The organism is Natronorubrum tibetense GA33 (assembly GCF_000383975.1).
In the GTDB taxonomy this organism is placed as follows: Archaea; Halobacteriota; Halobacteria; order Halobacteriales; family Natrialbaceae; genus Natronorubrum; species Natronorubrum tibetense.
The window spans coordinates 1-20794 of the sequence record NZ_KB913017.1 but is presented as its reverse complement, the minus strand read 5'-3'; the positions used below and the strand labels follow the sequence as shown (position 1 = coordinate 20794).

The following is a 20794-nucleotide window of genomic DNA, read 5'->3' as shown; positions in this document are numbered from 1 at the left end:
GCTATCGAACGCCTTTTTCACGTAGCTACGTTCGACACTACCCTTATCCGCTCGAGCGAGGATGCTACGCGTATGTCCTCCGCATCCGATCCGTCGTCGCCGCCCGAGCGCGCCGCGGTACCGACTCAGGCGGTGATCGAGGCGGTCGCCGCCCGAGAAGGAGTCGACGTGACCGATGTCGAGCCACCGGCGTACGAACCGCTGTACACTGTCGTCGATCCGGCGGCACTGGACAGGCTGTTTCTGACGCCGTCAGGGGCCCGTTCCAACGCGTGCGTCACGTTCGAGTACGAGGGGTACGAGGTCGCCGTTTACGGCGACGGGCACGTCGACGTTACCGAGCGCTCGGTCACCGGCGAGACGGACATTTCGTTTGGCCGGTCGTTCGAGGGCTGACCGTTCCCGTCTCGATCACTCCGCCCAGTAGGCCTCGCCCGGTTCCGTCTCGAAGATCGCTCGCTCGAGGAGATCGACGGCTTTCTCGAGGCCCTCGCGGGAACTCGTCAGGGAGTCCTCGTGTTCGATGCTCAGCGCGCCGTCGTAGCCGACCATCCGGAGCGTCGAGACGATATCCTTCCAGTGGGATTCGCCGTGACCGTAGCCGACCGAGCGGAAGAGCCACGAGCGGTTCGGCTCGTCGTCGTAGGCCGTCGTGTCGAGAACACCTTTCTCGCGGGCCTGGGCCTCGTAGATCTTGGTATCTTTGGCGTGGAAATGATGAATCGCGTCGCGCTCGCCGAGATACCGGATCGCGTCGCTGATCGTGATCCCCTGCCAGTAGAGATGTGAGGGATCGAAGTTCGCCCCAATGCGGTCGCCGGTCTCCTCGCGCAGCCGGGCCATTCCGTGGGGTTCGTAGACCAGCATGTTCGGGTGCATCTCGATGGCGATATCGACGCCGTACTCGTCGGCGTACGCCTCGATCTCGCCCCAGTAGTCGGTGGCTCGCTCCCACTGGTAGGCCAGCGCCTCGTCGTGTTCGGGCGGCCAGGGGGCCGTGATCCAGTTTGGAACCTCGTCGTTCGGTCCGCCGGCTGGGAGTCCGGAGAAACAGGTGACGACGCCGATGTCAAGCTGGGCGGCCAACTCGATCGCCTCGAGAAGTTCGGTGTCGGCCGCCGCGGCCCGCTCGTCGTCCGGATGCAACGGGTTGTTGTGGGTTGCGAGGGCGCTGATTCGCATATCGTACTCCTCGAGCAGGTTCTTGACCTCCTGTTGGGCACCGTCGTCGTCGAGGTGCTTCTCGCGCGGGAGATGATCCTCTCCGGGGTGGCCGCCGACGCCGGGTTCGATCGCGTCGACGCCGATCTCGGAAAGATACGAGAGCGCGCCCTCGAGCGATTCGTCGGCCAACGGTGGGGTGTGAACGCCGATATCCATACGGACCGACGGTCAACGGGCGGTGAAATAAAACGAGGGCCGGCGAGCAGCCGTGCTCGTCCTCGCGACTCGAGTCTCGCGTCGAGCTACAGCCGCGGGGGACCGGACCGTCGTGGCCGCCGGCCCGTCGACGACCGCGGCATCGCTCGCACGAGCGAGACCGCCGGTTCGTACGAGACGCGCTCGGTCGAGGACTTCCTCGCGACTAGCTTCCAGAAGCCGGGCGAGTGGAACGTGATCTCGCATCGGCCCCGAGCGTCGGTTCGTTCGCGTTTCGAGCCCGCTTCGATAACCGCCCCCTCGATCGGCCGATTCCCGCTGTCACGGACGCGAACGGCGATCGGTCGCCCTACCGGTACCTCGTGACGGCTGAGTTCGAGCACGAGCGGCCGTTCGACTCTCATGTGGGTGGGTACCACGGGGACGCTGAAAAGCGTGTACTTGCAAGCGAGTGCCGCTCGAACCGGCCGAACGCGCCCGAAAAGAGACGATACTACTCGCCGACGGTGATCGTGTGTCCCTCGTCGCTCGAGCGATAGATCGCGTCAATAATCTGCTGGACGGCGAGTGCCTGCTCGACGCTCCGATCGTCCGGGGCGTCGCGCTCGATACGGTCAAAAAAGACCTCCTGTTCCCGCGAGTGGGTGTCGATCTCGCGCGTCTCGATGGACGTATCCTCGAGGTGGTCGGGACCGGTCTTGCTCGCGGAGTGAAACGTGAGATCGCCCTCGAGAAGATCGAACCGTGCGGCAGATTTCGTGCCGCGGACGACGAACTCGTGGGTGGGTGGGCGGTTCGTCGCCCACGCGACCTCGAGCGAGATCGTTCGATCCTCCTTGCACCGCATGAACGCGCTGGCCGAGTCGTCGACATCGAATCCGGCCGGGCCGGCGTCCTCGCCCCACATCTCGAGGTAGGCGTAGTCGTCGCTCGAGCCGAACTCCCCGCGGGCGACGCCGTTGACCTCGTTGACATCGGGGTAGTCGAGCAAGAAGAGCGCGAGGTCGATCGCGTGGACGCCCAAATCGATGAGTGCGCCACCGCCGGCGATCTGTCGCCGGGTGAACCAGGACCCTCGGCCCGGAATCCCGCGGCGCCGGACGTAGTTCGCCTCGATGTGGGAAACCTCGCCCAGATCGCCCTGTTCGATCCGGTTGCGAACGATCTGCACCGTGTTAGCGAACCGATTGTTGAAGCCGACCATGCAGTGGCCGCCAGAGTCGCTTGCGGCGTCCGCGATCCGCGTCGCGCTCTCGAAGGAGTGAGCGAGCGGTTTCTCGAGGAGGACGTGGAGGTCGCGGTCGAAGGCGTCGACGGCGTACTCCTCGTGGTACTTGTTCGGCGTCGTGATGATCACGGCGTCGATGGTGTCGTACAGTTCGTGATGGTCTTCGTAGACATCGACGTCGTACCGACGGGCGAACCGCGAGCGCGCCTCTGCCGCGACGTCCATGCCCCCAACGAGCGAGACGCCGTGGTCGACGAGTCGCTCCGCGTGGTACTGGCCGATGTTCCCCAGCCCCACGATACCCGTTCTGATGTCGTTTCGATTCGGTTTCATTTGCGTCCAGTCACCACAGTCGTCGTTCGTTCTCGTACTGATACAGGTAATGCCGCTATATCGAATTGAGGGCTGGTTCCCCTTCGTTCCATCGCCAAACGACGCTCAGTGCGAGCCAATGACTCCGAAAGAGAACGTCCGCCTCGAGAGATCGTAACGACGGTAATTAGCTATCCGCCTCCGTCGCGGCCGTACCGGGCTCCCGTTCGGACTGATCGGTGATGTCGTGTGTGAGCGCGTCGCCGGTCTCCGTGTCGAAGAGGTGAATCTTCGATCGATCGAGGACGACGTTGACGTCCTGTTCCGCCTCGATATCGGTGTCGGGCGTGACGCTCATCAGCAACTGGCCCGACGACGACGCCGGGTCCTCGTCCATCGTTCGCTCCGCGTCCTCCGCGAGCAACAGATAGACGAACACCTCGTCGCCCATCGGCTCGAGGACGTCGCTTCGGGCGTCGATCGACGCCGTCGGCTGGCTCAACGAGTCGGCGTACGCCGAGAGGTGGACATCTTCCGGTCGCACGCCGAGGGTAACCGCGTCGCCGACCGACGCGTTCGGAACTGTCGCGGGATCCAGTTCGATGTGGAAGTTCGGCGTCTGGACTCCGTTTTCGTCGAGTTGGCCCTCCGCGAAGTTCATCGACGGTGAGCCGATAAAGCCCGCGACGAAGAGGTTCGTCGGCTCGTTGTAACAGACCAGCGGCGGGGCGATCTGCTGGAGTTTGCCGTCGTTGAGGACGGCGATTCGGTTCGACATCGTCATCGCTTCGGCCTGGTCGTGCGTGACGTAGATGATCGTCGCGTTGAGCTCCCGGTGGAGCCGCTGGAGCTCCGTCCGCATGTGCACTCTGAGCTTCGCGTCCAGATTGGCGAGCGGTTCGTCCATCAGGAACACGTCCGGGTTCCGAACGATCGCGCGGGCGATCCCGACGCGCTGTTGTTGCCCGCCGGACATCTCCGCCGGCATTCGGTCTAACATCCCCTCGAGCTGGACGATGTCGGCGGCCTGCTCGACGCGACGCCGGACCTCCTCGTCGTCGTACTTCCGGAGCCGCAGCCCAAAGGAGATGTTCTCGTAGACGTCCATGTGGGGAAACAGCGCGATGTTCTGGAAGACCATCGCGACGCCCCGGTCCTTCGGCGCGAGCTTCGTGACCTTGTCGTCGCCGATGTACACGTCGCCCTCACTGGGCTGGGTGAGTCCGGCAACCGTCTCCATGGTCGTCGACTTGCCACAGCCCGAGGGCCCGACGAAGGTGACGAATTCGCCGTCTTCGACCTCGAGGCTGATCCCGTCGACTGCCGTTTCCTCTCCGTACCGTTTCGTGATGTTTTCGAGTCGTACTCGTGCCATTGTTATTCCTTGAGTGCTCCTGCGGTGAGTCCGCTGACGATCTTTTCCTGGGCGACGACCACGAGGATCGCGACGGGAATGACCCCGATGATACTCGCAGCCGCCATGAGGTGGTACATCACTTCGTACTGGCCCTGATAGGCGAGAATGCCCTCGAGGATCGGGGCCCAGTTCTCTGGCTGGCCGTCGGTCATCAGGAACGAGAAGAAGAACTCGTTGTAGACCGCGATGAAGGTCAACACGCCCGCGGTCGCGACGCCGGGTGCCGACAGCGGGATGATGACCCGGAACAGCGCCCCCAGTCGAGTCGTCCCCTCGACGCGGGCCGCGTCCTCGAGTCCGTCGGGAATTTGGGCGTAGAACGTCGTCAGAATAAATATCGCGAGCGGCATGAAGATGGCTGACAGCGGCAACACCATCGCCCCCGGCGTGTTGTAGAGGGTGCCGTCGCCGGTGATCGGCTCGAGCATAAAGAAGCTGGTGTTGAACAGGTCGTTCAGCGGGATGAAGAACGCGGCTGGCGGGAAAAAGGAAATGACCAGCACGAGCAGTAGCAGGGGTGTCTTGCCCGGGAACTCGAGTCGCCCGAAGGCGTAGCCCGCGAGGCTTCCGACGATCAGGACGAGGATCGTCGAGGCCGTCGCGATGACGAAGCTATTGAAGACGTACCAGTGGAACGGGATCGTCTGGAACACCTCGATGAAGGCACCGGGGTTGAACCCGTTCGGCGTGAAGATGATGTCCTGTAACTGGCCTTCCGGCGTCAACGCGACCATGAGCAGCCAGTAGAACGGGAACAGCGTCGTAAAGAGGAAGAAGATCGCCGCGACGTAGAACATCCCTCTGTAGACGCGCTCGGGGTTTTCGATCGAGTTCGCGGCCCACTGCTGGAAGGGACCGCGATCGAGTTCCACGTCTTGGCTACCCTCGAAGATGGCCCCCCGATCGCTTTCGCTCGTCGTCTCGCGACCGCCGTCGGGTCGGAGCGCCGACGAAGTTCGGAACCGCTCGGCCCGCGAATCGGTTGTTTTCGTTTGGTGCTCTCGTCCGTCAGTGTCGTCCGACTGTGAGCTATCTCGAGTGTCAGTCATCAGTACAGTCCTCCCTCGGTGTCGCGGAAGAACACCACGTACAGCGAGATGATCAGGCCGATGACCAGCGCGGTCGCGAACGCGACGGCGGCCGCGGTCGCGTAGATGCGAGTCCCGCCGAACATCGCCTCGACGACGAGACAGGTTAGCGACGGCACGGTGGTACAGCCGGCTGTCGATTCGATCAGTCCGTAGACGCGCATCGCGTCCATCGTCCGGAACAACATCGCAACCAGCAGGGCCGGCATCACGAGCGGGAGCGTGATCATCTTGAACCGCTGCCACGGCGACGCCCCGGCGACCCGGGCGACGTCGTACAGGCTTCTATCAACGCTCTGGAGTCCGGCCAGGATCAACAGCGCCATGAACGCCGAGGATTTCCAGATGTCGGCCACGAGGATGATGATGAACGCGTCCTGACTGTCCGCGAGCGGGTTCGCCCCGAAGACCCCGAGCCACTGCATGAGGTCGCTGCCGAAGCCGACCTCGGGCTGGAACATCAGGAAGAAGATCATCCCCTGGATAACGATGGGCACGGCCCAGGGCAGGATGATCGCGACCCGAACCCAGCGCCGGCCGCGGAACTCCTGGTCTAAGACGTAGGCCTGCCCGAAGCCGATGATGGTCTCGAAGAGGACGCTGATGACCGCAAAGGCGATGGTGACGAACAGCGCCTGCTGGAGGAACGGCGTCCCCAACTCGAGAAACGGGAACGATCCCGACACCGTCACGTCGAGGAACTGCCTCGCGAGTCGCGCGTTCCCGGTGAGGATGTCGACGTAGTTGTCGATGCCGACGAAGCCGCCGAGCGGTTCCGCCCCTCGCGTCCGATCCTCGCGCAGCGACGTGATGAACGTCGAGATGAGCGGGTAGAACGCGATCAGCGTCAGGAGGGCAAAGGCCGGAAGCAACAGCAGGTAGGCGTAGGCCGCCTCGCTCAGGCTTTCCATCCAGTTGATGACGGCGTTTCCGGACCGATCCCGGTCGGTCGGTCTCTCGCCGCCGGTGATGGCGTCGGTATCAGTCGCCATTCTGTGCTGCCACCTCCCGTTCGCTGCCCTCGAGACGTTCCGCGAGGTCTCCCATCGCCTCGTCGGGCGCTTTCGCGCCGCGGAACGCCGCGTTCACTTCCTGATAGATCAGTGCCGACTGCTCGGGCCAGACGTCGGTGACCGGGCGCGGAATCGCGGTCTCGCTGGCCCGTTCGATCTGTTCCGTGTACCGGGCCATCGGTCCGATCTCGTCCTCGTCGGCCTCCGTCACCAGTTCGGTGATCGGCGGCAGGAAACCGGCGAGTTCCAGGATCGTCAGCATTACCCCCTCGTCGGTAAAGGCCTCGAGGACCTGCACGGCCTCCTCGCGGCGATCCGTGTACGGACTCAGAACGAGGTTCCAGCCGCCGAGTGCAGAGGTCGTCCCGCCGACACCGTCGAACTCGGCGTCGTCTGCCGAGACCGCGTACGGCATCGTCGTAACCCCGAGATCCTCGCCGAACGCCTCCTCGGACCCGGTTTCGGCCATCGCGAACGTCCAGTTCCGGTGGGCGACCGCGTTGCCGCCCTGGAAGGGACCGAGCGACTCCTGTTCGGACCACTGGACGATTGCGGACGGACAGATCTCGTCGTACTCCTCTATGGCGTTCGGATCGTCCTCGTCGATGAACGTTCGCATCATCCGGATCGCGTCCACCACGTGGTCGTCGTCGACGGTGATCGGCCGATCGCCGGCGACGAACAGGTTGTCAGCGCCGCCGAAGTACGCGCCTCCCCAGGAGGTCATCACCTCGTTGAACGAACAGCAGGACAGTCCCTCGTATGCGTCCGCTTGCGTCGTGAAGCCGTAGTCGACGTCGCCTTCGGTCATCGCGTCGCTGACGGCCGTCGAGAACTCCTCCCACGAGGGGGGTTCGTCGGCCCAGTCGCCGGTATCGTGACCGGCGTCCTCGATGAGGTCCTGTCGATACAACATAAACCCGAGGTCGGGAAACATCGGGAGTGCGTGTAGTTCGTCCGTCTCCGGATGTCGGGCCGTCTCGACGATGGCTTGAAGATACTCGTTCTCGACCCGTTCTATGACGTCGTCCGAGAGGTGTTCGTCCAGATTGGTCGTCTGTTCCCGAAGGATGAACGGAATCGTCCAGCCGCTGTCCATCATGTGGATGTCGGGCGGGGCACGACCCGCCTGCAGCGCGGACTGGGCTCCCTGCATCCGCTGGTCGGAGTCGCTGACGACCGTCTGAATCTCGACACGAATGTCCTCGTCCAGTCCGGCATCCCAGAGGGCCTGCTGGACCGAGGGTTCATCTCCGTCACTGTACATGATCCCCTCCACGTCCGTGGCAGCGGTCATCACTACGGTCCCCGGTTCGCGAGCCCCACCGAGGCACCCGGCGATGGCGACCGCCCCGGTCGCACTCGTCGCTGACGCGGCCTTCAGAAACGACCGACGTCTCAGACGGGAACGATCTGATCGACCGGCGGTATCGCGTCCCATGACCAGTGATCCATCCACGTTATCGGACTTATATATTGGCAATAAATGGTGTAATAAAAACTGAGAGTCGCGATATCGTTTCGGTTACGTCGGCCTTGTTATTGACACTGAAATCTCACGATTCTCGATTCGACGTTCCGTCGGCGTCGACGGTCCACCAATTGGCCATCGGTGATTTCGACGAGTGTCGGACGCCACACCAGCCGTAGCAACCGCGTTCGCCGTCGCTACTCGGTTCGGATACCCTCACCCATATTCTCGAGAATTCAGTATTCACCGATTGTACACTGCCGGTAGCTACCGAAACCCCTGCTACCTCGCTATTACTGGCACCTGTCCGACACCTCTTGCGACCATAGCTATCGCGGCCAGCGTCGGCACGATCGACCGCGGTCGGTCACTCGTCGTCGATCGTGGGCGGTTCGTTGCGGCCGATGTGGATCTCGTGGGCCTCGACGTCCTCTAAGGCGGCGACGCGGCCACCGACGGTAACCGTTTCGCCCGACTCGGTCTCCAGCGTGAGTGCCGCGACTTCCTCGCTGACCTCGAACGAGACGTCGAGGATCCGTCCGCGGACGACGCGCGGGCCGCCGACTTCGACGTCCCGCCCCTCGATCGTCGCGTAGAACTCGCCGCCCTCGTCGATGACGTCCTTGACGCAACGGCGAATCGAGGCGTACTTTCGGGGGTAACGTCGTTCGCTCCCGTCCTCGCCGAGGGTCTGTTCGGCGGTCGTCCAGAGGACGGTGCCGAAAAAGCCCGAGACCAGGAAGCCGAGCGCCGAGCGGTTGAAGATGACGCCGTACCGGTCCTGATCGTCACGCAGCGCGTCCTGGGTCGCGTACATCGAGTAGTTGCCGTCCGCGACGGCGACGACCGGGGTCGTGATCCCGCGGCGTGCCCGGGCCGTCGTCGCGATCTCGAGGTAGTCGAACTCGTTCGGATCTGGCGCCTCATGCCCCGGTGTGACGATCAGGTCGACGCTGACACCCTCGTCGACGGCACCCTTCAGATCGTCCTCGAACCGCGTCAACAGGTCCGGCGTCAGCGAGAGGGAGAGTTCGTAGTCGGCGTCGGCGATGACCTCCTCGAGATAGCGCAGGATCGTCGATCGCGATTTCACGAGGGAGACGGCCTCCGTGTCGCGAGCGGGGGCCGTGTAGCGGGCCTCGAGTTCGGCGATCATCTCCGCTAAGGAGTTCTGGACGTTCTCGAAGGCCTCGTCGGGATCGATCGCGACGACCTTCATCGGGCGCGACTCGCGCAGTTCGACCAGCCCGCGGTCGCTCAAACTGCGCACGGTGTCGTAGACGCGGGGCTGTGGAATATCGGTTCGGTCGGCAATCTCGCTGGCCGTGAGTTGTCCCTGCTCGAGGACGGTCAGATAGGCGTCGATCTCGTACTCGCCGAGATTGAACCGATCGCCGACCTGCTCGACGGTCGAGCGAAGTTCGTCTGGTGCCATAGCCGTCCGTACGCTCCCGACGACTAAATGATTTATTATACTTTGAGTAGCACCTATTTTCGAAATCGGGTTGTGTTCTGGTACGGCGAGCGACCGTCTCTCACGCCGTGTGTGAAGGTCAGAACCCTTAACCACTCCGCGACTGAGTGTGTTGCCATGCGCGGGGTACTGCAGATGAACGAGAGTACGGCGACTGAGGAGGTCCAGAGTGTCCTCCCGTACGACCCTCCCGGTCTCGTCGTCCAGTTCGTCCTCGCCACGTTCGTGTTGGTCGTCGGCTGGTACCTCTCGAAACTCGTCGTCCGCGTCGCCGGGCGGACCATCGCTCGTCGGATCGAACGTCCCAGCGTTACGCGGACCGTCCTGCGCGGCGTCAGAATATCCGTCTTGCTCGTCGCGGCGGTTATCGCTGCCACCATCCTCGGCGTCGGCGACACGCAGATTCTCCTCTCCGTGACCGTCATCTCGGCCGTGATCGCGGTCGTCCTCGCCCCGCTCGTGGGGAGTCTGGTCAACGGCTTCTTCGTGCTCGCCGACCGGCCCTACGAGATCGGCGACATGATCGAGGTCACCGACGAGGGCCACAAGGGCTTCGTCGAGGATATCACAATCCGCTACACGAAGATCTTCACCCTCCAGAACACGTTCATCGTTATCCCGAACTCCGAAATTCACGAACGCGACGTAATCAACTACTCCGCGGAGGACGAGCGCACCCGAATCGGCGTCACGTTCGATATCACGTACGACAGCGACCTCAAGGCCGCACGGCGGCAGGCCGAACGGGCCGCCCGCTCCGTCGACACCGTCATCTCCGGCGGTCCGGACATCCGAATCGGGAGCGCGCGGTACGGGGCCGCGCCGCTCTGTACGATCGAGGAGTACGCCGACGACGGTATCACACTCGATCTGCGGTTCTGGGTCCAACATCCCTACAAACAGCGCGTCGCGCAGTCGGACGTGCAGGCCGCAGTTTTCGAGCGATTCGCCGATATGGACGTCGAGTTCGCGTACCCGCATCGACACCACGTCTTCGACGAACACAGCGGTATCGGTCGCTTGGCCGTCGATGGTCCCGACTCCGACTGGCTGGAGTCAGCCGCTGAACCGGCGGACCAACCCGGGGAAGCGACGGAAGCTGACGGCGGAGACGAGACCGAACAGTAACGATTGCATGCGCTTGCCTCACCCCTGACTCGGTCGCAGCGCTCTCGCCGGTTCGACGCCGTCCTCCCACTGTCCGAGATCGTGGGCACCCTTTATTTGAACTCCTCGCCAAGCCTACGGACAGGAACAGATGTACGACGATATCCTCATTCCGACGGACGGGAGCGAGACGATCGACGAGACGCTGGCTCACGGATTGCCAATCGCTGCGGACAACGACGCGACGGTCCACGGCCTGTACGTCGTCGACAGTCGGATTACCGCCGCCGCAACCGACGAGACGAGTCCCGATCTCGAGCGATCGCTCGAGGAGGAGGGCCGGGACGCCGTCGCCGCCGTCACGGGGCAGGCGTCGGAGCACGGTCTCGAGACCGAAGCCGACGTCAGGAAAGGGACGCCGTCGAAAACGATCCTCGAGTACGCGGACGAGCACGGCATCGATCTGATCGTGATCGGAACCCGCGGAAAGAGCGCCCGCGAAAAAGTCACCTCGCTGGGGAGCGTCTCGGAGCGGGTAGTCGACAACGCCTCGGTTCCGGTGTTCGTGGTGCGTGACGCCGGGAGAACGTCGTAAGCGATTCGACCTCGCGGTCAGGCCGTCGCGCTCTCGACCGTGATGACTTCACACTCGAGGTGGGTCCGGAGGTACTGGTCGATGTTCGGGTTGTCGGTAAACCGACGGAAGATCCGGCGTAACCGGCTCGCCTGCTGACTGCCGATGACGACGGCGTCGGCACCTTCCGCCGCGACTTCGTCGAGGATGCTCTCCTCGACGAGAAAGCCGGTCCGAACGACGTATCGAACGTTCTCGAGCCGTCCGAACACGTTCTCGACGGCGGTTTTCAGGTCGATTCGCGTCACTTTCTTCCCGTTCTGGTAGAGATCAACGTGCAAGACCGTCAACGACGCGTCACGCTCGCGCGCGACCTCGATCGCGCGCTCGAGCGTTCGACGAGAGTGCTTTGACAACGGATACCGAACGGGAACCACGACCAGCGACATTATCCGAACGAACGACTCCCTGCCGGGTAAACCTTTCAGTTAGGATAGTCACTATTGTGAACACATGTCATATACTGGCCGAGATCGGTCGCGCGGATAGTTCTCGCGGCCGCCACGACGGCACAGACGGTCCGGGGACGCTGGGACGGGACAGACAATCATTTATCACGTGCGCGGATACACGCGTGTATGCAAACACTGTCCACCGACGACGGAGCGACCGTCTACGTGTCGGAGACGGACGGCGACAGGGGATCGAAGGGACCGTTTCTCATCGCGTACGAGTCTCGAGACGCCGACAGCCGGTACGGCTGGTTCTGTACGAACTGCGAGAGCTTCGACAACGCGATGGATTCGATGGGCCGTATCAAGTGCAACCAGTGTGGGAACTTCCGGAAGCCGACCGAATGGGATGCCGCCCACGAATAACGGCGTCTGATACCGACCACGACGCCCGCACCGAAATCCGCTGATTCACCCCTCCGTTTCGTGCAATTTGTCGCGTTCCTCTCTCGCGCCGGCAAACCAGTGTGTATCGCCAGTAACAGCCTATTTACGTCCACTAATACACTGATACACTGGTCGATTGTATCGTCTCGTCGCGAAATAAATCCAGTTAGTTTGGATGAACGGGCAACTTCTTGTGACGCACCAACATTTATGACGGATGCCCTCGTACGTAGCTATGAATGGGTCCTGTTAACATGCGACTCGTCGAGCAGGCCAGGTCGATCTTCGCAGAGCTTGGGTACACCGTCGAAGGCAACGGCCCGACGTTCCGCGCCGAACGCGAGTGGAAGGCCGTTCAGGTAAACACCGTCCTCGAGACAGGAGAGCTCCCGTCCCAACCGGGACAGTTCCACTGTTTCGTCGCCCAGCCGGAGGACGCCGACGAAATCGAGACCAAGCTCAACAGCGTGGATCCGGACTACGAGTGGGCTATCATCGTCGTCGACGGGGACGACTATCAGGTCGAACGAGCCCCGCCAGGACCACGAGTGTCGGCGTAACGAGCGAAAAAGCGTTCCGTTCAGTTCTTTTTATAGCGCGTCTCGAGTCGCCGACACGCCGGCACCGGGATCGACGTCCGCACCCATCGATTCGAGGACGTCACCCAGCGCCGTCACGACGTAAATGACGTTCTCCGGACGCGCGGAGTAGCCCATACAGCCGATCCGGAAGATCTCGCCGTCCAGATCGCCCAGGCCGCTCGCGACCTCGAGATCGTAGCGCTCGAGCAGTTCGGCACAGACCTCGCCGTCGTCGATCCCGTCGGGAACGCGGACGGCGTTCAGACTCGGGAGCCAGTACGCGTCGGGAGCGTTCATCTCGAGGCCCATCCCTTCCATACCGGCTTTCAGCGCACCCGCGAGTCGCTCGTGGCGGTCCCAGCGGGCCTCGATTCCTTCTTCGGCTACGAGACGGAGCGCCTCTCGAAGCGCGTAGACGTTCGTGATCGGCGCGGTGTGGTGGTAGGATCGATCGTCACCCCAGTAGCCCTCGAGCAGGGAGAGGTCGAGATACCACGAACGGGACTCTTCTTCCCGCGAGAGGACCTTCTCCATCGCGGCGTCCGAGAGCGTCAGCGGGCTCGCACCCGGCGGACAGGAGAGACACTTCTGTGGGCCGGCGTAGGCGACGTCGATGTCCCACTCGTCGACGCGCAACTCGACCCCGCCGATCGAGGTCACGGTGTCGGCGATGACGAGGGCGTCGTGGTCGTGGGCCGCCGCCGTGAGTTCGGGGACGTCGGGCTGGAGCACTCCCGTGCTGGTCTCCGCATGGACGAAGCCGAACACGTCGGGATCGTGGTCGGCGAGAGCATCGGAGACGTTGGCCGGCTCGAGCGGTTCGCCCCACGGGGCGTCAACCTCGACGACCTCGCCACCGGCGCGGCGGGCCATCGAGGCCATACGGCCGCCGAAGTAGCCGTTCGTTGGGACGAGCATGGTGTCGCCCGGTTCGACCACGTTTCCGATCGCGGCCTCCATCGCAGCGGAGCCGGTTCCCGAGACGGGAATCGTCCACTGGTTGTCGGTCCGGAACGTATAGCGCAGCAACTCCTGGACCTCGTTCATGATCTCGACGAACGACGGGTCGAGGTGGCCCACGAGCGGTGTGGACATCGCCCGCAGCACTCGAGGGTTGACGTCGCTCGGTCCGGGTCCCATCAGCGTCCGATCTGGCGGCGTCAGTTCACCGATCTCCGACACGTCGATCGAACCGTCTGCATCTGCCATGGGGGAGTGTGTGGCCGGAACCCTCAAAAACGTTCACGCACCTCTTCGGTTGCCGACAGCTTCCGCAACGCGGTCGGATCCGGCCGTGCTCCCGATCTACGGGCCGGCACTGACCGATCGTACCGCTGTCGCCGCTCGTATCAAAACCAGTGTGAATTGGTGTCACTAGCCATACATTGAAGAGGACACGGACCGTACCCATACGGGCAATGGTCTTCAAGAAGATTACCCTGATCGGAACGAGTTCGGAGAGTTTCGACGCCGCGGCCGACGACGCGATCGACCGCGCCGAGGCGACCCTCGAGAACGTCCACTGGATCGAAGTCGACGAACTGGGAGTCGAAGTCGCGAGCGCCGACGACCGAGAGTATCAAGCGGAAGTCACCGTCGCGTTCCAGCTCGAGGACTGAACGGGTTGCTGTAACGATGTACCGGTGGGGCCGCGATCCGTCCTGCGGTCCCGCCGGAAATGGCTCACAGCAAACCGTCTGAGTAACTCTTCGGCTGCTCGAGTAGAGAATCGGTTTCTGAATCGGCTCGAGTACCGCCTCTCGACTCGAGGCGATTCCACTCGCGTTCGTAGACGTTTAGCGTTTTTCGAGCTGAACGCGCCGCTATGAAGCTGGTCTGGGAAAGAATCGACGGACGGCGAACGGTGGCAAGAGCCGACGTTACGTCCGGAACGATTCGCCACAGCCACACTCGCTGACGACGTTCGGGTTTTCCACGTGGAACCCTTCCGCCTGTAGCCCACTCTCGAAGTCGAGGATGCTGCCTTCGATGTACTTCAGGCTGGCCGGGTCGACGAAGACGCGCAGGTCGTGGCGGTTGTAGATCGTATCGTCGCCGTCCGGGGCGTCGTCGAAGCGCATCCCGTACGAGAGTCCCGCACAGCCACCCTGTTGGACGAAGAGCCGAAGCCCCGCTTCGGTCGCGTCGAGTCCTTCGCTCTCGAGCAAGTCGAGCGCCTGCTCGGCCGCCTCCTCGGTTACTTCGATCTGCGGGCGCGTCTCCGTGTCGCCACCATCCATGCTGTCCGTGCTCATGCGTATCCCTTCTGTCGCGACGGTGTTAACTGTGACGCCATCGACCACCCCAGTCACTCACCGATCCCACACCTTACGCTCACGATCCATCGGACAGCATCCGTCACGTCGCTACTCGCCGTAGGCGTTTACGTGCCGCTGTACCGACTGATAGTACGTCCCGAACTGTCGTTTGTCGTTTCGTGACAGTTCGATATCGTACTCCGCGAGCAGTTTGAGCATCCGTTTCGGCTCGCACTCGTACCACATCGAGAGCAGTCGCACGTTTTTCTGTGCGTAATCGTAGTTCCGCTCGAGGATGCGCCTATCGGTCGGGTCGACCACTGGCTCACTCTCACGCTCACGCCGTGGCATTACGACACGCCCTTCTACGTCGAGTACCGTAAAGCTAGGTTATAGATCCCGTGAGTATCCGCTCTCACGACGGGACTGAGCTACGTTTCGTCTCGCTTTTCGAGTCGCCGCCGGACGCTCGCCGCGTGGGCCTCGAGTCCCTCGGCGTCCGCGAGCGTCGTAACCGTCTTGCCGATGTCGGCTAGTCCCTCTCCGGAGAGTCGCTGAACCGTCGTCGATCGCAGGAAGGTTTCGACCGAGAGCCCACCGGTGACGCGTGCGCCGCCGTTGGTCGGGAGGACGTGGTTCGTTCCGCTGGCGTAATCGCCCGCCGCGACCGGCGTATTTGGTCCGAGGAAGACACTGCCCGCGCTGTCGATCCGCTCGAGGAGCGACTCGTCGTCCTCGGCGATGATCGCGAGGTGCTCCGGCGCGTACTCCTCTGTAAAGAGGATCGCCTCGCTCATCGATCGCGCCAGGAGCACGCCGCTCGCGTCGTTCTCGAGTGCGTCACGTATGACATCTTCGCGCTCGCGCGCGGTACCCTGTTCGTCGACGGCCGTGGCGATCGCCTCGGCAGTGTCGTCATCCGCCGTGACGGCGACGACCGACGCGTTCGGGTCGTGTTCGGCCTGTGCGAGCAGTTCGCTCGCGACGAGTTCCGGGTCCGCGGTCTCGTCTGCGACGACGACGACCTCGCTCGGTCCCGCGAGGAAGTCGATCTCGACATCGCCTCGAACAGCGGCCTTCGCCGCCGTGACCCACTTGTTTCCGGGACCGACGATCTTCCGGACGCGCGTGATCGTCTCGGTTCCGTAGGCGAGTCCGGCGATCGCCTGTGCGCCGCCGACGCTGTAGACCGCGTCGGCACCCGCAGCGTGGATCGCCCCCAGCGTGGCCGGGTTCATCTCGTCGGCTGGCGGCGTCACGACCGAGACGTGATCGACGCCCGCGACTACCGCCGGCACGATCCCCATGATCGCACTCGAGGGGTAGGCGGCCGAGCCGCCGGGGACGTAGACGCCGACGCGATCGATTGGACGAAACCGGCGGCCGAGTTCTCGGCCGGGGCCGAACTCGTCGCGCCAGTCTTCGGGGCGTTGTGCCTCGTGGAACTCCTTGACGTTCGCCGCGGCCGTTTCGATCGCTTCGCGGAGCTCGTCCTCGAGATCATCGTACGCGCGCTCGCACGTGTCCGTGATATCGATGTTCCCGAGTTCGACGCCGTCGAACTCGCTCGTGAACTCGCGGACGGCGACGTCACCCTCCTCGCGAACGCGGTCGACGATCTCCTGTACGTCTCCGCTGACCGCCTCGATACCGGCGTCCCGATCGAAGAAGGCGGCTCGGTCGGCCGGTCCGAGGTCGGGGAGTGCCCGCACGGGTACTGTCATACCCTCGCGTTCGTTCGGTGTGCGAAAAACGGTTTCCTTCCGTTGGCCTCGACGATGGCTCCCAAACGATCGGCGTTACGCCTCACCGTTCTCGACTTCCCAGATACCCGCGAAGTCGAGCGTTGCCCTGATGAATAGATAGACCACGATACAGAAGCCGGCGACTGCAAAGGGTGCTTGTAACATCTCCGCGACATCTCGACCCAGGGCGAGCTGACTGAATCCGCGCACGAAGAAACTCAACACCACGAGTCCGATCCCGATGACTGAGAGTTTGACGAACCCTTCTCGATCCATATCTGCGTATTCGACGCTCGCCGCTAAATCGTATCGGTCGTGGCTCGTTCGAAACGGCCTGTCCGGTCCGAGACTGACGTAACACTCGTATTACGACGGTGGCAACGAGGGGTAACCGACTGCTACCGCTCCGAACCGTTTCCGCTTTACTACGTCGTGTGTTATCGCTGCCCGAACCACTCGCCGAATTGGACTCCGCGTCTGGTACACGAGACCGATCCACATCTCGGACTATCACGCAGCAGGATCGGCGACAAGCGCTGCATAACTATTCACCGCCCACCGCACGTCCGGAGTATGTGGCCATGGGAACACGCGATCGTCGGCTATCTCGTTTATTCGCTGTTCTGTCACGTGATCTATCGTGACTCGCCCGGTGGACTCGAGGCGTTCGCGGTCGTGTTCGCGTCCGTCCTTCCGGATATCATCGACAAGCCCCTGGCGTGGGAGTACGGCGTCTTCGACGCCGGCTACGCGATCGGTCACTCGATTTTCTTCGCCGTTCCGCTGTCGATCCTTGTCGGTCTCATCGCTCGCTCGGCAGGACGACCACGCACTGGTATCGCGTTCGGTCTCGGCTACCTGGTGCACTTGCCCTCCGACGTGTTCGACGCCTACATTCGTGAAGGCGTCTACCAGCCTGCGATCATGCTCTGGCCGGTCGAGACGGTCAGCGCAGAGGGACACGAGCAGGGGTTCGTCGATCAGTTCTTCCTGCTGTTCAACCGATACTCGAGTGATCTCATCGCGGGCGATCTCTCGACGTACCTCTGGATACAGGTCGGGATGGCCGGCTTCGCGTTCCTCCTCTGGCTCTACGATGGTGCGCCCGTCCTTCGGGAACTACTGCTCGGCTGCAAGCGACTTCTCTTCGGTCTCGCCGGAATCGATCAGTCGTCTGATCGGGCCTCGGAACGGCCGTAGCCGGTGGATTCAGATCTCCCGCCTTGAGCAAATAGCGAGACGGAGTAACGTGGGACAAACGGCACTCGAGACGACGGCCTTATGTACGAACCCGGACTTCGAATGTAATGCGAACGACGCGGCGAATCTCGCTGCGTTCCCTCCGGCCGTATTCCGGCGCGGAGGTAGGTACACTATCCGTCTCTCGTCGGAGTTCGTCGGTCGAATCGACACGCTTCCGTACGGGTACTCGGATCGAGCGCTACTGACGCCGACGAACCGGCGTAACAGTACGCTGTCCTTATATAATCGGGACACCTACTGTATGGTACGCAAAACCTCCCTCCGGATGCGATTTCCGGCGGTGGTTTCGATCCGATGCCCTTAAGTGTACGAGGGAATTCGGATAGTATGTGTTCGACGGGGCGTTGGATTCGTCCCGTCGTCTTGGATCACTCGCAGTCCGAAGGGGTTATGTACCCCGGATGGCCTACGAATAGATCCGAAGGAAATGAGGATCCTTCCCCTGCGGTCCGCCGTACAGAAGGGATCTGATGTTAGCCTTGGTAGTTCGGTGACGCTCGACCGGTCGTCGGTCTGAGGTCGCCGAACGTGGACCCATTTATGTGTGAGTGTGTACAAGAATTTACATTCACCGCCAAATGAACCCTCCCGACCACAAGGTCGGGAGTAATATAGCATTCCGGTTGATCCTGCCGGAGGTCATTGCTATTGGAGTCCGATTTAGCCATGCTAGTTGTACGAGTTTAGACTCGTAGCAGATAGCTCAGTAACACGTGGCCAAACTACCCTATGGACCAAGACAACCTCGGGAAACTGAGGCTAATCTTGGATACGATTCTCCCGCTGGAACTGCAGAGAATCCGAAACGCTCCGGCGCCATAGGATGTGGCTGCGGCCGATTAGGTAGACGGTGGGGTAACGGCCCACCGTGCCGATAATCGGTACGGGTTGTGAGAGCAAGAGCCCGGAGACGGTATCTGAGACAAGATACCGGGCCCTACGGGGCGCAGCAGGCGCGAAACCTTTACACTGCACGCCAGTGCGATAAGGGGACTCCGAGTGCGAGGGCATATAGTCCTCGCTTTTCACCACCGTAAGGTGGTGGTGGAATAAGTGCTGGGCAAGACCGGTGCCAGCCGCCGCGGTAATACCGGCAGCACGAGTGATGACCGCTATTATTGGGCCTAAAGCGTCCGTAGCTGGCCGCGCAAGTCTATCGGGAAATCTGCTCGCCTAACGAGCAGGCGTCCGGTGGAAACTGTGTGGCTTGGGACCGGAAGACCAGAGGGGTACGTCTGGGGTAGGAGTGAAATCCCGTAATCCTGGACGGACCACCGGTGGCGAAAGCGCCTCTGGAGGACGGATCCGACGGTGAGGGACGAAAGCTCGGGTCACGAACCGGATTAGATACCCGGGTAGTCCGAGCTGTAAACGATGTCTGCTAGATGTGCCACAGGCTACGAGCCTGTGGTGTGTCGTAGGGAAGCCGAGAAGCAGACCGCCTGGGAAGTACGTCCGCAAGGATGAAACTTAAAGGAATTGGCGGGGGAGCACTACAACCGGAGGAGCCTGCGGTTTAATTGGACTCAACGCCGGACATCTCACCAGCATCGACAATGTGCAGTGACGGTCAGTGTGATGAGCTTACCTGAGCCATTGAGAGGAGGTGCATGGCCGCCGTCAGCTCGTACCGTGAGGCGTCCTGTTAAGTCAGGCAACGAGCGAGACCCGCACCCTTAATTGCCAGCAGCACCCTTGTGGTGGCTGGGTACATTAAGAGGACTGCCAGTGCCAAACTGGAGGAAGGAACGGGCAACGGTAGGTCAGTATGCCCCGAATGTGCTGGGCGACACGCGGGCTACAATGGCCACGACAGTGGGATGCAACCCCGAGAGGGGACGCTAATCTCCGAAACGTGGTCGTAGTTCGGATTGAGGGCTGAAACTCGCCCTCATGAAGCTGGATTCGGTAGTAATCGCGCCTCAGAAGGGCGCGGTGAATACGTCCCTGCTCCTTGCACACACCGCCCGTCAAAGCACCCGAGTGAGGTCCGGATGAGGCCTGGATTCCCAGGTCGAATCTGGGCTTCGCAAGGGGGCTTAAGTCGTAACAAGGTAGCCGTAGGGGAATCTGCGGCTGGATCACCTCCACAGACCGGGATCAGGCCGATGGCCTGACCCACCTTTCGTGTGGCGTTTTACGCCACACACTCCACGTTCGATCGACCCAACCGTTGGCCGATCGGGCACCTTAGAACTACCAAGGCTAACGCTTTCGTCTCGTGTCCACTTTGTGTGGACGTGGGCCCATAGCTCAGTGGTAGAGTGCCTCCTTTGCAAGGAGGATGCCCAGGGTTCGAATCCCTGTGGGTCCATCACTCGGAGGCGATCGAATCGTGCCCCTTAAGTGGGGCAAGCGATTCTGATCTAATCCGAACGAAAACCGATGCACCAGCCCGTGTAAACGTGGCTGGGAAGGGTTAATGCATGCCGCGTCTACGGCGTGCAGATGAGACCGTGTGTACGTGTAGTCCAGGCGTCCACTGGACCCGTTCCCGGGTCACTCTTGAATTACAACTTCCGTTGCAATTCAGATCCGATGAACGTGGCTACTGTGCCAGCTGGTGGATCGCTCGGCTTGAGAGCTGAAGAAGGACGTGCCAAGCTGCGATAAGCCTGAGGGAGCCGCACGGAGGCTAAGAACTCAGGATTTCCGAATGGGAATCCCCACCGCAATTGCTTCGCGCAATGGGGAACGTCGAGAATTGAAACATCTTAGTATCGACAGGAAAAGAAAACGAATGTGATGTCGTTAGTAATGGCGAATGAACGCGATGAAGTCCAAACCGAAGCCCTTACGGGCAATGTGGTGTTCGGACTGACGATCACTCTCTGACCATCTGCAGGAAGTCTCTTGGAATAGAGCACGAAACAGGGTGACAGTCCCGTAGTGTAGATCAGTAGGAGACGAGTCAGCTCCAGAGTATCGGGGGTTGGATATCCCTCGTGAATATTGCAGGCATCGACTGCAAAGACTAAACACTC

21 protein-coding genes, 1 tRNA gene and 2 rRNA genes are annotated in these 20794 nt (G+C 62.0%); 10 read left to right on the top strand and 14 right to left on the bottom strand.

The window, feature by feature from the left end:
- Positions 1 to 72: 72 nt before the first annotated feature.
- Positions 73 to 396, top strand: coding sequence for a HalOD1 output domain-containing protein (locus tag NATTI_RS0100115; RefSeq protein WP_006091383.1), 324 nt, complete (start codon positions 73 to 75; stop codon positions 394 to 396).
- 15 nt (positions 397 to 411) lie between these two features.
- Here NATTI_RS0100115 and NATTI_RS0100110 read toward each other — a convergent pair whose 3' ends face one another.
- From NATTI_RS0100110 to trmB, 8 genes are all read right to left on the bottom strand, one after another.
- On the bottom strand, positions 412 to 1380 hold the full coding sequence (locus NATTI_RS0100110; protein WP_019991512.1) for a sugar phosphate isomerase/epimerase family protein: 969 nt from the start codon (positions 1378 to 1380) through the stop codon (positions 412 to 414).
- Between the two features lie 86 nt (positions 1381 to 1466).
- A complete protein-coding gene (locus tag NATTI_RS0100105; protein WP_006091380.1) occupies positions 1467 to 1784 on the bottom strand; it encodes a carboxypeptidase-like regulatory domain-containing protein in 318 nt (105 codons plus the stop codon).
- Between the two features lie 89 nt (positions 1785 to 1873).
- A complete protein-coding gene (locus NATTI_RS0100100; protein ID WP_006091379.1) occupies positions 1874 to 2941 on the bottom strand; it encodes a Gfo/Idh/MocA family protein in 1068 nt (355 codons plus the stop codon).
- A gap of 166 nt (positions 2942 to 3107) precedes the next feature.
- Entirely contained in the window at positions 3108 to 4295 is a 1188-nt protein-coding gene (locus tag NATTI_RS0100095) for an ABC transporter ATP-binding protein (protein ID WP_006091378.1), read from the bottom strand.
- 2 nt (positions 4296 to 4297) lie between these two features.
- A complete protein-coding gene (locus tag NATTI_RS0100090) occupies positions 4298 to 5386 on the bottom strand; it encodes a carbohydrate ABC transporter permease (protein WP_006091377.1) in 1089 nt (362 codons plus the stop codon).
- Positions 5386 to 6417 carry a carbohydrate ABC transporter permease gene (locus tag NATTI_RS0100085; RefSeq protein ID WP_006091376.1) on the bottom strand — a complete coding sequence of 344 codons (1032 nt, stop codon included), beginning with the start codon at positions 6415 to 6417 and terminating at the stop codon, positions 5386 to 5388. Before NATTI_RS0100085 ends, NATTI_RS0100090 begins: the two co-directional genes overlap by 1 nt.
- On the bottom strand, positions 6407 to 7879 hold the full coding sequence (locus NATTI_RS0100080) for an extracellular solute-binding protein (RefSeq protein WP_006091375.1): 1473 nt from the start codon (positions 7877 to 7879) through the stop codon (positions 6407 to 6409). The genes NATTI_RS0100085 and NATTI_RS0100080 overlap by 11 nt, the downstream gene beginning before the upstream one ends.
- A gap of 397 nt (positions 7880 to 8276) precedes the next feature.
- The gene (gene trmB, locus NATTI_RS0100075) at positions 8277 to 9344 is read right to left on the bottom strand and encodes an HTH-type sugar sensing transcriptional regulator TrmB (RefSeq protein ID WP_006091374.1); all 1068 of its coding nucleotides are present in this window, start codon (positions 9342 to 9344) and stop codon (positions 8277 to 8279) included.
- A 156-nt stretch (positions 9345 to 9500) separates the two neighbouring features.
- Here trmB and NATTI_RS0100070 point away from each other — a divergent pair, with 156 nt between their 5' ends.
- Positions 9501 to 10511, top strand: a complete 1011-nt coding sequence (locus NATTI_RS0100070; protein ID WP_006091373.1) for a mechanosensitive ion channel family protein — start codon at positions 9501 to 9503, stop codon at positions 10509 to 10511.
- A 130-nt stretch (positions 10512 to 10641) separates the two neighbouring features.
- A complete protein-coding gene (locus NATTI_RS0100065) occupies positions 10642 to 11085 on the top strand; it encodes a universal stress protein (RefSeq protein WP_006091372.1) in 444 nt (147 codons plus the stop codon).
- Between the two features lie 17 nt (positions 11086 to 11102).
- Here NATTI_RS0100065 and NATTI_RS0100060 read toward each other — a convergent pair whose 3' ends face one another.
- Entirely contained in the window at positions 11103 to 11513 is a 411-nt protein-coding gene (locus NATTI_RS0100060) for a universal stress protein (protein ID WP_006091371.1), read from the bottom strand.
- Between the two features lie 189 nt (positions 11514 to 11702).
- Here NATTI_RS0100060 and NATTI_RS0100055 point away from each other — a divergent pair, with 189 nt between their 5' ends.
- The gene (locus NATTI_RS0100055; protein WP_006091370.1) at positions 11703 to 11942 is read left to right on the top strand and encodes a DUF5816 domain-containing protein; all 240 of its coding nucleotides are present in this window, start codon (positions 11703 to 11705) and stop codon (positions 11940 to 11942) included.
- A 275-nt stretch (positions 11943 to 12217) separates the two neighbouring features.
- Positions 12218 to 12523 carry a DUF7116 family protein gene (locus NATTI_RS0100050; protein WP_006091369.1) on the top strand — a complete coding sequence of 102 codons (306 nt, stop codon included), beginning with the start codon at positions 12218 to 12220 and terminating at the stop codon, positions 12521 to 12523.
- Between the two features lie 30 nt (positions 12524 to 12553).
- Here NATTI_RS0100050 and NATTI_RS0100045 read toward each other — a convergent pair whose 3' ends face one another.
- On the bottom strand, positions 12554 to 13753 hold the full coding sequence (locus NATTI_RS0100045) for a pyridoxal-phosphate-dependent aminotransferase family protein (protein ID WP_006091368.1): 1200 nt from the start codon (positions 13751 to 13753) through the stop codon (positions 12554 to 12556).
- A gap of 209 nt (positions 13754 to 13962) precedes the next feature.
- Between NATTI_RS0100045 and NATTI_RS0100040 the strand changes: the two genes are divergently transcribed.
- Entirely contained in the window at positions 13963 to 14163 is a 201-nt protein-coding gene (locus NATTI_RS0100040) for a dodecin (RefSeq protein WP_006091367.1), read from the top strand.
- 261 nt (positions 14164 to 14424) lie between these two features.
- On the opposite strand, the gene NATTI_RS0100035 is transcribed toward NATTI_RS0100040, so the two are convergent.
- The 4 genes from NATTI_RS0100035 to NATTI_RS0100020 all read right to left on the bottom strand — a co-directional run bounded on the left by NATTI_RS0100035 (position 14425) and on the right by NATTI_RS0100020 (position 16823).
- Positions 14425 to 14799, bottom strand: a complete 375-nt coding sequence (locus NATTI_RS0100035) for a HesB/IscA family protein (RefSeq protein WP_006091366.1) — start codon at positions 14797 to 14799, stop codon at positions 14425 to 14427.
- A gap of 111 nt (positions 14800 to 14910) precedes the next feature.
- Positions 14911 to 15153: a hypothetical protein gene (locus NATTI_RS0100030; RefSeq protein ID WP_049806257.1), complete on the bottom strand. Its 243-nt coding sequence runs from the start codon at positions 15151 to 15153 to the stop codon at positions 14911 to 14913.
- Positions 15154 to 15233: 80 nt separating this feature from the next.
- A complete protein-coding gene (gene hisD, locus NATTI_RS0100025; protein WP_019991509.1) occupies positions 15234 to 16526 on the bottom strand; it encodes a histidinol dehydrogenase in 1293 nt (430 codons plus the stop codon).
- Between the two features lie 75 nt (positions 16527 to 16601).
- Positions 16602 to 16823 carry a hypothetical protein gene (locus tag NATTI_RS0100020; RefSeq protein WP_006091363.1) on the bottom strand — a complete coding sequence of 74 codons (222 nt, stop codon included), beginning with the start codon at positions 16821 to 16823 and terminating at the stop codon, positions 16602 to 16604.
- Between the two features lie 297 nt (positions 16824 to 17120).
- On the opposite strand from NATTI_RS0100020, the gene NATTI_RS0100015 reads away from it, so the two are divergent.
- The 4 genes from NATTI_RS0100015 to NATTI_RS26755 all read left to right on the top strand — a co-directional run.
- Complete coding sequence (locus tag NATTI_RS0100015; protein WP_006091362.1) at positions 17121 to 17747, top strand: metal-dependent hydrolase; 627 nt, start codon at positions 17121 to 17123, stop codon at positions 17745 to 17747.
- Between the two features lie 679 nt (positions 17748 to 18426).
- Positions 18427 to 19900, top strand: a 16S ribosomal RNA gene (locus NATTI_RS0100010).
- A 152-nt stretch (positions 19901 to 20052) separates the two neighbouring features.
- Positions 20053 to 20124: transfer RNA gene (locus tag NATTI_RS0100005), tRNA-Ala, on the top strand.
- A gap of 225 nt (positions 20125 to 20349) precedes the next feature.
- Positions 20350 to 20794: ribosomal RNA gene (locus NATTI_RS26755) — 23S ribosomal RNA — on the top strand; the annotation flags it as partial.